The 12,550-nt window shown below is 54.7% G+C and carries 4 protein-coding genes; 1 reads left to right on the forward strand and 3 read right to left on the reverse strand.

The genetic code is table 11. The features are described 5' to 3' along the window. Nucleotides 1–56 precede the first annotated feature (56 nt). On the reverse strand, nt 57–2,120 hold the full coding sequence (locus P40081_RS25560; protein WP_042139031.1) for an S-layer homology domain-containing protein: 2,064 nt from the start codon (nt 2,118–2,120) through the stop codon (nt 57–59). Between the two features lie 172 nt (nt 2,121–2,292). After that, entirely contained in the window at nt 2,293–8,301 is a 6,009-nt protein-coding gene (locus P40081_RS36640; protein WP_052421995.1) for an S-layer homology domain-containing protein, read from the reverse strand. Between the two features lie 290 nt (nt 8,302–8,591). Between P40081_RS36640 and P40081_RS25570 the strand changes: the two genes are divergently transcribed. Further along, nucleotides 8,592–10,673, forward strand: coding sequence for an RICIN domain-containing protein (locus tag P40081_RS25570; protein ID WP_081970104.1), 2,082 nt, complete (start codon nt 8,592–8,594; stop codon nt 10,671–10,673). A 393-nt stretch (nt 10,674–11,066) separates the two neighbouring features. Here the strand turns inward: P40081_RS25570 and P40081_RS25575 are convergent, their stop codons facing one another. Then, the gene (locus tag P40081_RS25575) at nt 11,067–12,503 is read right to left on the reverse strand and encodes a glycosyl hydrolase family 28 protein (protein WP_052421996.1); all 1,437 of its coding nucleotides are present in this window, start codon (nt 12,501–12,503) and stop codon (nt 11,067–11,069) included. Nucleotides 12,504–12,550: the final 47 nt, after the last annotated feature.

Raw genomic sequence — 12,550 nt, forward strand, 5'->3', positions numbered from 1 at the left:
CCAATCACGCTTGCCCGAAACGGATTCGTGAACGGGGCAGCCTTGATGTCTGGTCCTTACAGTCCAGACATGTTCCCTCCCGGACTGACCTTCTGCAGCCTAACCAGGATCGCCGCTGCCTGCTCACGCACCAGAACCTGCTTCGGCTCGAAGCGGCCGCCGCTGCCGGTCATTACTCCGTATTCATTGACGGCTTGAATTGCCTGGCGGCTGGCCGGAGTCAGGCCTGTAACATCAGCTAAGCCTATACGATCAGGACTACCGTACGTGGTCAGCTGTGCAGCTTGGACAACCATGACCGCCGCTTCTTCCCGCGTAATGCCGCGGTCCGGCTCAAACTTGCCTGATGCGGGGCTAACGATGCCGAGTTCAACGGCCTTAGTGACGGTACCGCTGTACCATTTGCCTGCTGGTACATCCGTAAATCCGGTGACCGTCTTCCCGTCAGGGAATTCATGCAGCAGCCGCAGCAGCAGGGTCAGAAATTCGGCCCGGGTCAGCTTTTGCTTCGGTGCAAGCACATTGCCGCCGGCACTCACGCCCTGAATATACCCGCTGCTCAGCGCCATAGCGATATCCCCCCTTGCCCAGGCGGCAACTTTACCGGCATCAATAAATCTGGCCAGCTCAGGGGAAGCAATATGCAGTGCAAACGTACGCTTGGCTAACGCGGGAGCGCCATCTTTACGGTATTTGGTAATCTGCACAGGATAAACGCCTGGCTTCATTCCGGCAAAGGATACCTTTCCGGCGCTGTCGGCGACTACGCTGGTCCCCTGAAGAGTTACCGTCACCCCAAAGGCCGGAAGGCCGCCTAGCTGGCTGTTCGATCTGGTGATCCGCAGCGAAAACGGTGTATTGGCAGTAGCATAACTTCCGCTCTGCTGGCCATACTGGTCCTTCCATTCCACCGTTATCCGGTCTAATAGCTCCGTGTCATCGGCATAGTACACCAGCAATTGATCGCCGTCTCCAACGGTAAGCCTGGATGAAATGTTCTCAGGAAACAGCCAGGCGCTTCCCCCGCTGTAAACGGCAATTTTCCATTCTCCGCGTCCGTTGTACCGTCCGTTCTGAATTCCTTCAATAGCTGTGAAGGCCGGCTTGGCGGCATCTGCATTCAGCTTATAAGCAAGACCCTTCGACTGTAAAAAAGCGGCGGCCGTCTTCACCGCATCACCGCCCGTTATCCGTCCGCCGGCAAGCGTACCGCCGGGGCCTTCAATCTGGATCACTGCCCGCTCAGGTCCGGTATGATGCAGTCCGCTGTACAGAAGTCCTGCCTGTTCCGCCAAAAGCTTGTATGAGGTCAGGGCAAGATAGCTGTTCACCGTGGCTGAAAGGTCACTTGAGCCGCCCGCCATTTGCGCAAAGCCGCCGCCCGGGAGCTGCGCAGACAGCAAATGGTCCAGCAGCGATGGCCCGCCTGCTTGCGCAAAGTCTGCCGCATCCATTCCCAGAGAGGATAGAGCAATAATCACTTTCGCCGTGGTCTCAGTCTTGCCGTCCACCCCGCCGTCCGGCTGCTGCTTGTCCCTCAGCCACTGCACAGCCTTCTCTACAGGCTCCTCTGTTAGTTCCGTTCCCGCTACCGAAGCCAGCGCCGTGAGCACCCGGGCTGTTGATACCGGATCTCCATTACTCCGGCCGGCCATGGACCAGCTGCCGTCCGCCAGCTGCATGCCGAGCAGCTGATAGAGGATCATATCGGGATAACGGTTCGTCCGCTCATAAGTATTGAAGGTGGAGTTATTCGTAGTAATATAAGCAGCAGCTACAACGGCTGCCCCTTCTGAATCAAGACCGGCATGGTTCATGAGCAGCGGATACAAATCAATGCCGGCGGTGTTGTTGATATTCCCGCCCGCAGCACTATAAGCCAGCGCAGTCTGAATCAGATCGGACGCCTTGGCGAACTTGCCCCGCTGCTCCAGAATCCGGTCTGCGGTCCTCTCCAAATATCCCTTGGGCAGACTGCGCCCGTTCTTGAAGAAACCTACGGCTGCTTCGTCCGGAAACGGCTGTTCAACCAGCAGAACACGCTCTGCCTTGTCAAGCAGCTGCTGCATTTCCGCTGTGAAATGCACCGTCGTCTTGGGTCCTGCAGACGGTTCCGCCATTATTACCCTTCCATCCATCAATAGCAGCAATATACATAATGCAATAAGTGCAGTCTTCCTGATCAACCATTTCATTGGTGCTGCTCTCATATCTATTCCCCTCCAGTGCGTTTTGCTAGTCCTATAAGGTTAGACGCAGATGAATGGGAATTTGTTCCTCATCTGGAGCAGCCTAAATCAATCCCAGCACTCTTGCCACAAGCACCGCAGCTTCCGCCCGCGTGGCCTGTGACTTGGGAGCAAAATCACCTGAGCTCCGGCCTTCGATGAAGCCCGCTTCAGAGATGAGATTCACCGCCTCTACGGCAAACGCGGAGATTAGCGGTGTGTCGCTGAAGTTGACGGCTTCATGATGCTTCGGCAGTTCTTCTCCCGCCGCTTTCAAAACGCGGACGGTGATGACCGCCATTTCTTCCCGGGTAATGCTGCGGCCCGCACCGAAGGTACCGTCCCCGTATCCCGTAACAATTCCCAAAGCCTCCGCTGATGCAACCGCATCCGTATACCACTGGCCTGATCTCACATCCTGGAAGGAGGAGCTTTGACCTGCCTGCACTAATTCAAAGGCTTCCATCATCATCTTCAGGAACTCGGCGCGGGATACCGCGCGCCCAGGAGCATAACTATTATTCCCGGTCCCCTGCACAATTTCGCGGGCCGACAAGGCAGTAACGCCATCCTTCGCCCATGAATAAGCATCCATGTCTTTATAAGAGGATGGAACCGAGAGCACCGCATACTTGCTGAAGTGCCTGGCGCCGAAGATAAGTCTTCCGGCTGTTCTGTCATATGTGGAATTCCTGATTACCTCCAGACCTCCGTCATTACTCAGGGAAGCAGCGACCAATCCATATACGGATTCATCCGCTTGCGGCGAATAGGGGATCATTACCTTCACCACGCTGCCGTTGGCGAAGACGTTCACGCTCTGTCCGTTAACGGAGAGTCCCAATTCATAGACAGGCTTGTTCTTGAGCAGGCCGGACAGTGATGCCTGCCATCCGGACCGGTCCGCCTGTCCGACCGACACGGCCAGCTTATTTGTTTCCATCAGGTTACCGGCCGCATCCAGAGGAATTAACAATGACGCTAATCCGGACTCAACCGACAGAAACCTGATTCCTTCCTTCTGTGACTTGAGCCAGGCACTGGCCGGAAGCTCCAGCGTAATGGAGGACAGCTCTCCGCTTGGCTGCACTTGAATATGCAGGGTGTCCTCCTTATTCTGGATCGCCTGCTTGAGGGCTTCCTCCAGGCTTGCTTCACTCAGTGTGATTAGCGCTGCTTCCTGATGTATGGCAGGAACAACCTGGATACGGCTTCCATGTACGCTTATTAATGTCTGGACCGGGGCCGGAATGGCGGTCCCTCCTGTATTCCCGCCGTCAACCGGTGAAGCCGGTGGCGGCGGTGACGGCGTTGGCGGTGTTTGCTCCTCCTCCTTCAGGGTCTTCACCGTGTAGTCGGCACTTGACGCCTTGTTACCCGAATCATCGAAGGCGGTCACCCGGAACGTATAGGACGTATCCGGCAATAACCGGGTGAAGCCATACTCATAGGTATCCCCTGTTACCGTACCATGTACTTCTCCGTTCAGCAGGACCTCATATCCGGCCAACCGCACATTATCAGACGGGGCATTCCAGCCCAGCTTCAGGGAGTTCGCAGTAATGGAGGAAGCCGTTAATCCGGTCGGTGCTGCCGGAAGTACCGGCGGCGTTGGCCAATCTTCATCCATTACAGCCACATTGGCGACTGCCGGCACATCCGTGCCGTAGACCGCGCCGGTTACCGTGAAGCTTCCCACGGAGCTATATTGAACCGGGTCGATATCCTGCCATAGTACAGACAGAGATCTGACCGTCTTATCGCTATACACTGCCTCTACTACTGACGGCAGCTCCGGAGCTGTTCCTACTGCTGTTGTTACTTCCACCTTATTCAGACTGACAATGACCGGTTGGACCACCAATTGCTCCATAGCTGTAAGCAAGCCGGTGGCTGCCGCGTCGATAGCGGATTGGGCCGCATCCGCAGCCAGGTCCAGCGCGGCAGCTTTTGCCGTATCCAGAGTTACAAGACTCTCTTCCGTATAGAGGTCACGCTGCACACCTTCGGCCTGCTCTCTCAGATACTCCAGCAGTGTCCGGTCAGCTGTCTTCTGATAGAATTCCAGCTCCGCCACGTTGGCGTTCCCGCTTGGGGAATAATAACGCAGATAGCGGTAAGCTGTATCTTCACTTATGGCAGCCGTATGCCATTCAGCGGTGGTGATACCGCTTATGGTGTATAGATCCGTGTAGTGCTCTCCATCTGCAGAGCCCTGAAGAATCGCTCCATTGACCCTTCCGAGATGGGCCTGGGTGCTTCTCGGATAGAATTTGAAGCTGGACAACGCCTTGTCGTTGCCCGCTCCCAGATCGGCAACAACCCAGCCCGGATTAACCTTGGTATCGGTATACGTAGCCTTGTCGCCGTCGAAGGCCTTCCAGCCGTTAGCAGCTTCGGATAATTTCCCGTCCCACGAGATATGGGACGCCTTCACCATCGGTTCGGTAACGGCTATTCTCTCCGCTGGCAGCTCCGTGACCGTAACCAGCAGCCGCTCCGCCTGGAACAGCTCATTAAGCAAGGCCAGCATATCTGCGCCTTGATCTCCGGCAGCTTCCACAATCCGGTCCGCCTCGTGCTTATACTGGTAGTAGCTTAGCCGGGTGTATCCTTCAGGCCCCTTCACCTTCGACTCAAGGACTGCGGCAGGAATACTATATTCGCCGTATATTTCTACTTCAGCTACATTGCCGCTCCATGAAGCAGGGTTCACTATTCTTAAATACCGGTAAGGATTGCTGTCCTTCAATTGTTCTTCATTAATATAGGTCCAGGATTGGTCAGCCGCCCCAGACACAGCCGGGATGAGATTACTCCAATTCAGCTCATCATTGGAGCCTTGAATGATCAGGCCGTTCATCCGGCTGGCATAACCTGTTCTCGGCAGCAGAATGACGCCGCTGAGCCTGATTGACGCATCTGGCCCGAAGTCCAGCGTATAATAAGCCCCGTTGCCGCTGGCCAAGTCTCCATAGGTTGCAGTGTTGCCGTCAAACAGCAGATAGCCGACCTTGTCTGCGGGCAGACCATTACTGCCGTATTGGGCACTTGAAGCCGTCACACGGACCAGCTTCGTGACATCCACATATTTGGACTTGTTTACATAGTAGAGCACTGAATGATCTGTAGTGAACAGGGCAGGCGCGGCCGGCAATCCGCCTGCGGTTGTATAGTTAATAGAGAATTTGATCTTGCCCGCCGGCATAGCGCTGTCCATGATTACAGAAGCTGTCCAATTGATCCGGTCTGTGGTGTGAACGGAGGCTTGCCGGCCCTGTAGGGTAACCTCTACACCCTCAATAGGTTCAGCAGATTGGAAGGACAGGTCCACCCTGCTGCCGGTTTCTACCCTGTTCTGAGTACTCTGCGGGGAGCTGAGCGTTACAGACTTCAGCTTGTTATGGGTCTCATGCCGCAGGCCATAGATGCGAAGCTCGGACAATTCGAACATCGTGCTTGACGGCTCGATCATCTGAAGCTTCAGGAAACGGAACTGGCCTTCCTGCTGCGCTTCACCGACCTCCAGAGTCTGCATTGCATCCGATACCGTAGTTACTCCCGGAGTGAGCCGGGTCCAGGACTCCTTGTCATTCGAGCCATATACTGCAGCCCCGCCAATCCGCTCAGGGAATCCGGTTCTGACCTGAAGCGCGAAGGCCGTGGCGGATACCTTGAAGTTCACCCCGAAATCCAGAATATAGCTGAGACTGTCGGCCAGATAATAACCGGCAAAGCTGTCCGGCGCGTTATCGATCAGATTACCAATCTCTGTACCGAAAGTGGAAGAAGCTACCGTATCAAAATAACGCATGCTTCCGTCTTTCATCAGGGGTGTCAATTCCTTCAGACCTTGGGCGGCGAGATTCAGCCCGGCCAGCTTCCGGTACATCTCTTCATCGGATGCGCTTCGCAGCGCATTCGTCACATCGTCAATCATGGCCATATATTCCGCCAGTGTCGTGGAGATGTAGCTGGTTTCCGGATTGTACCTGCCGGCAGCAGCCGTTGCCGCCTCCTGCCGGTTCCTGCCTACTGTAACGGTTACAGCTTTGGCTGTTACGGCAGCTCCATCGTCCGCGCTTAAGATCAGGGAATATACCCCCGGCTGCTCCGGCATCCAGGAGAACTCACCCGTGCTCTCATTGAATACAGCCCCTTCAGGTTTAGGACCCAGCTGATAGGTCACAGTATCGCCTGCCGCTGCATCTTTGGCAGACAGATCAACCTGGAGTGCAGCTTCAGAGCCCGTATAGGCATATGCATTCACATCTGCCGGTCCGGAAGTGAAGACCGGCGGGGTCAATCCGGCTGCCGGCGCCAGCAGCAGATGATCGATGTCGACCAGTGTTCCGGGACCCGTAACCTTGAAATAGATCAAATCGCCCAATCCATGATATTGATCCATGGTCAGCGTTATATATTTCCACTGGCCCTTCGTATCCGGCAGTACGAGCTCTGATTCCGTCCATCCATTAACTTCCAGCCTCGCTGTTCCATTGGTCCGGATGCGGAGAGCAACTGTCTTCAGGCTTGTGCTTGAAGCGACCACAGAAACCCGGCTGCCTGCTTCGGTAGCCTTAACCTGCACGTAGGAAATGTCTCCTTCTTGCCGGGTCACCGCATTGGAATCCAAGCTGGTAGCCCGCTGCTCGATTTCTGTCCAATCTGCGCTGGGCGAGACTTCGGGCAAGGTGGATGCCCCTTCGGAAGCCGCTTCCTTCGGGATGAACAGCCAGTAGTCCGCCCCGCCATCGGGTGATTCCCAGTAATACGGCGTCCGCTTATTGAACATTTCGGCATAGTATGGAGCTTCCTTCTCTATATCCAGCCCCATGCTGTATTTATAGTAATAATACTGGCCGTATACATTGCCGCCGATCCGCCCCCGGTATGCACCGGACAGCACTTTATAAATCACCGGATTTCCTTCCGCGTCGTAGCGGGCCACAACGGGAGTCCAGGGTGTGTCATAACCCAGCATATATTGGGCGAAGTAATCCGCCGCCTTCAGAATCCGGTTGCCCAAGAAGGCGTAAGCGGTTACAGCATTATCCGCAGTGGACAGCGTTCCATCCGCCGGATCAACCTTCGTGCCCTGGGCATCCAGTAACCGTCCCAGAATCTCCACATTGGTAAGATCTCCAGCGCCGTGAGCCTGGTCCCGGCCCATCTCCACATGCTGAACTCTCGGCGTCTCCAGCTGTTCACCGGTTACGGCGTCTTCCGTCACCAGCCGGAACAGCTGCCGGATCGCACCGTTCTGGCCCTGATCCACGGCAGTCTTATTAACCGTAAACCATTCAACGCCTTCCTTATACCGGTCCATATTGTCTGTGAAGATATAACCGGACATCGCCCCGAGCAGCGGATACAAATGCTGGTTCATGAAATAGTTATTGCCGTGCAGAAAGGTCTCCGTCATCGGCACAATCAGATTGGACGTGAATTTGGCGGTATCCGCTTCCGTCCAGCTAAGCGCCCCGTTCCGGGCAACGGTGTACCGGAGAATCTCCGCCGCGGTCACCATCCGGTTCAGCGGAATGCCCATATGGATATGAGAGTTAGTAAAATACGTATACTGGGCCGGGTCCATCTGCTCCCAGATGCGGATAATAGCCATCGCATTGGCCCGGTAAACTTCATCTCCGGTAATGTAATACATGAGAGCTTGCGTATACGCACTTAACCCGTCTGTAACGAATGCTCCCTTGCTGTTCACGGCGACGCTTTTTGGCTTGGACGGATCTGCCGCGCTGGCCAGGTTTGATGTAACGGTTCTGGAAGCATACGACGACTTCGTCATGGCCGCGTAATACGAAGCCCAGGGCTCCTGCCCCGCGATCACCTGCTCGCGCATATTTTCCAGAACAGACTTGGTCACTCCCACCCCGGGATGGGTAAACCCGCCTCTGACCGTCTCATGAATAATAACCAGATCCGTGGGTTCAGGAATACTGGCCTCCGCCTTAGCCATAGGCAGGGCAATATCTCCAATCAGGGTTACAGCTAACAGGATGCTTGAGATCATAATGACAAGCGCTTTCGATAACAGGGATTTCCGGATGCTCATATCCAACCTCCTTGTAAATGAATAACTTTGTGTCCTACAATCCATTTCCTCGCGGAAACACGGCTCATCATAGCAAATTCTCAACTTGCTATCTATTGTAAATTCTTTTGTTTTCTTATGTTTTCATTCAAACTTTAACGAAAGCTCTAATCCCCCCGCAGGAAAGATCCTGATTATAAAAAGCATTAAGAAATGCACTCTTTCTAATATAATTGGAATTTATTCCCGGACGGGATTCGGCTATAGTACGGGATGGAAGCGATTCCATAATAAGAAGGAGAGCTGATAATATGAAAAAGTTTGTGATGATCCTGTTTATCCTCACCCTTGCAGCAGGTTTAACCGGACTCGTACCGGACCAGCAAGCGGAGGCGGCTCCGGCAGGCGGCTTTGCACATCCGGGCCTGCTCCATTCGCAGGCGGATTTCGACCGCATGAGACAGATGGTGAATGCCGGAACCCAGCCTGTTCTGGATGGGTGGAACCAGCTCGTGAACAGCCCGCTGTCGCAAGCCGGCTGGACTCCACAGGCAACCGCCACGATTATCCGCGGCGGCACGGGAGATAATGTGGCTCTGCTCTATAGGGATACAGCCCGCGCTTACCAGAATGCCCTGCGCTGGAAGATCAGCGGAAGCACGGCCAATGGAGACACCGCGCGCGATATTCTGAACGCCTGGTCGTCCACCCTTACGGCCGTCTCAGGCAATGCGGACCGTTATCTGGCTTCCGGCCTGTATGGCTATGAACTGGCCAATGCAGCCGAACTCATGCGGGATTATCCCGGCTTTAATCTAACGCAGATGCAGGATATGCTGATCAATGTCTTCTATAAACCGCTGAATGAACGGTTCCTGATCGGCAATGAATACGGCCAGAACCACAATGACGCCTACATCCAGAATTACTGGGCCAACTGGGATCTGGCTAATATGGCTTCGGCTGTGGCTATCGGGATCTTTTGCGACCGTGCGGATATCTACAATATTGGAGTTGAATATTACAAGCATGGGGCCGGCAATGGCTCGATTTACAACGCGATTCCTTACCTTCATCCGAACGGGCTGGCCCAGTGGCAGGAATCCGGGCGTGACCAGGCGCATACCCAGCTCGGCGTCGGTCTGATGGCTGTGATTAACGAAATGGCCTGGCATCAGGGCGACGACCTGTACGGCTGGGCGAACAACCGCTTCCTGCGGGCCGCCGAATATGTGGCCAAATACAATAACGGGGCAGATGTGCCGTTTGCCGCCTACGAGTGGGGTACCGGCACGAACGGTGCAGTCCAGTCCCAGACCGTTGTCTCCAATGCCAGCCGCAATGAGGTCCGCCCCATCTGGGAAATGATCTACAACCATTATGCTAACCGGAAGGGAATGGCGGTCCCCAATATTGCCGCCCGTGCCGCACTGGCAAGACCGGAAGGAGGCGCCAATACGCAGTACCCCTCCACCTTTGACCAGCTTGGATTCGGCACTTTGCTCTATACCCGCCCGGCTGGCTCCGGGGAATCGGCCTCTCTTCCAGGAGGCAATATTTCGGATGGTACTTACCGCTTCTCCGTCCGTTTGGACGGCAAGGCTATGGAAGCCGCCGGTACGGCGAACAACTCCCCGGTACGGAAATCATCCTATACCGGGGCAGTCAGCCAGCAATGGACCGTAACCCATCTTGGCGGCGGCCAGTACAGCATTAAGAATGCACAGAGCGGGCTATTCCTCGAGGTCGCAAGCGGCTCTCTGGACCCTGGAGCCAAATTCCAAGTATACTCCGGCAACGGCGGAGACCATCAGAAGTTCGCTTTCATCCCTACGGGCAGCGGATACTACCGGATTACCCCTGTGCATTCGAATAAGCCGGCCGATGTGGTTAACGCCTCGACTAGTGAAGCTGCCCTGATTGATCAATGGAGGTACACGCTCGGCAGCCACCAGCAATGGAGACTCGAACCGGTCTCCGTGAATATCCGCCTGCAGTCTTATAACTATCCGGACCGCTTCCTCCGGCACAGCAGCTACCGCGCCCGGATAGATACCGGCGTCTCCCCTGCCCAGGATTCACAATTCAAGATGGTTACCGGCCTGGCCGGTGTTGGCGGTGTATCGTTCGAGTCCGTCAACTACCCGGGACGGTTCCTGCGGGTTCGGACGAATGGCGAAGTATGGCTGGACCAGAATGACAGCACAGCAGCCTTTAACAACGAGGCGACCTTCCGCCGTGTAGCCGGTTTAGCCGACCCGCAGAAATCCTCTTATCAGATGTGGACAGACCAGACCAAATATTTGCGTCACAGCAATTATCTGTTATTTGCTCAGGCCGAGTCCGGTTCTGCATTTATCGCAGATGCTACCTTTACCGAGGTCACTCCTTAAGCCTGTTTGAGAAGGATATCCGTTAGCACTTGGATGGACGCTCTTTTATTGAATTAAGCCACAGATTGACCAAAAACGCATAGCAGCGCTTCCCCTGTTATTGGGGGAGCGCTGCTCTACGTTTTGGTCTATGACTGCTCGCTTCAGCAGATTGCGGGCAATCGAAAGCCCCGGTTGTTCTTTGGTCCTGAAACACTTTCCCCGCTTAAACAGCGGAGAGGACGGACTGATTGTGTAAAAGCGGCAGCGGTCGCCTTGGTCTCCGGATTTTCACCGTTAAGGGGAATGAAAAAAATCTGGAGAGCACAGCGATTGGAACAACGGTCCGTTCACGGAGCGTCCATCCAAGTGCTGACGTTGATCCTTCTCAAAAAATAAGATCTGTCCCAACCCTCACAACACCTTTATTCCATGAGCATGCTTCCCGATGATGACATACGGCTCCTCCAATTGAAAGGCGCTGCCGTTCACCGTTACATTCTCGAAAGTAACGTCCCGGACAACCCGTGTATCATCATACCCCTCAATATGCGAAGGATTCATGCAGGTACCGTTAAAGTGAATGTTCCTGAACGTGATCTGCTCGATCCGCTTGCCCGGAGCCGGGTTATATTTCTCGTTCTGCAATACCCGCAGATTGAACAATTCACCAAGCTCAAACGATTCAATCCGGATATCCTCGTACGCTACATTGCGGACGGTATTGTTATCGCCTGCGTTTATCGCCAGACAGCCCCAGTAATCGGGCTGGGGCTCATGATGCTCCAGAATATCAAGCTCCGTGAACCGGATATTCTCAATCACATCGCCTTCCCCGTCATAATCGCCATGTGTGCCGATATTGACAGGGTGGGCGACATCCGCCCACAGGATGGAGCCGCTGACCGAGACATCCCGTGTATCGCCCCGGAATTCACCGCGCGAAGCATACACCGCAATACAGTCATCAGATGTGCGGAGGAACCCTCCTTCAATCGTGACCTGTTTGCAGGCCATCATATCAATGCCGTCACACCAGCCGCGCGTACTGAATGATTTCAGGTTGCGGATCAGGATATGCTCCGACTGGCCGAGAAGTACGGTGTAGTGCGGAGGATCAATTACGGTTATTCCTTCGATGTGGATATGACTTGAATACTTGATTTCGAAGCCCCGGTAAAAGGTGTTCTTCTCGTAATCCGACATGTACAGGGTGCCCCTGCCTTTAACCGTGACGTCATGAACCCCGTCACACACAAAACCTCCATAAACGACAGCACCTCCCGGAATATACACCGTGCTGCAGGATGGGAGGTGCAGCAGCGGTTCATCCAGCCGGTGAACACCCGGTCTGAAGACAACGATTCGCTGGGCGCAAGCATCCGTAGTATGCTCCAGCTGTTGCTGAAGCTCCTCTGTGTTATGCAGTCCCGGCTCCAGCATCAGCAGCTCACCGCCTTCCATGTCCGGCAGCTGCTCTTCCCGCGGATTCGCAAAAATATGAAGATTATGAAACCGTTCGCCATTGACTTCAACCGACAGCAGCTTGGGCCCGTCAATGGTGAACGACAGGCTGCGGCCGCTTATTTCCCCCACTAAACCGGCTGATAGCGGCCGGATCACAGCCTCGCGGACCGTCTCAGGATGATACTCGACTTCAATGTCAACCGTTCCGGAGCAATCGAACATGACCATTGATGCGTTCCGTACATTGTGCATATCCACTTTGACGTTGTAGCTGAAGAGCGGCCTCCACTCCTCACCCGGCGTCCGGACGCGGACAGAGAAATCCGGGTTGTGCACGGCACCCTCCGGTGCCGGATAGACATGAATCCAATTGTCAGATAGCAATATTCCCACTCCTGTCAGTAAATGATGAAACCGGCCATGCTCAGACA

Origin of the sequence: Paenibacillus sp. FSL P4-0081, from assembly GCF_000758565.1 — a bacterium.
GTDB classification, from domain to species: Bacteria; Bacillota; Bacilli; order Paenibacillales; family Paenibacillaceae; genus Paenibacillus_AQ; species Paenibacillus_AQ phytohabitans.

Bases quoted from the DNA above. Each gene is read 5' to 3' on its own strand.
- P40081_RS25560 (WP_042139031.1), bottom strand. From the start codon at position 2,120: ATGGCGGAACCGTCTGCAGGACCCAAGACGACGGTGCATTTCACAGCG.
- P40081_RS36640 (WP_052421995.1), bottom strand. From the start codon at position 8,301: ATGAGCATCCGGAAATCCCTGTTATCGAAAGCGCTTGTCATTATGATC.
- P40081_RS25570 (WP_081970104.1), top strand. From the start codon at position 8,592: ATGAAAAAGTTTGTGATGATCCTGTTTATCCTCACCCTTGCAGCAGGT.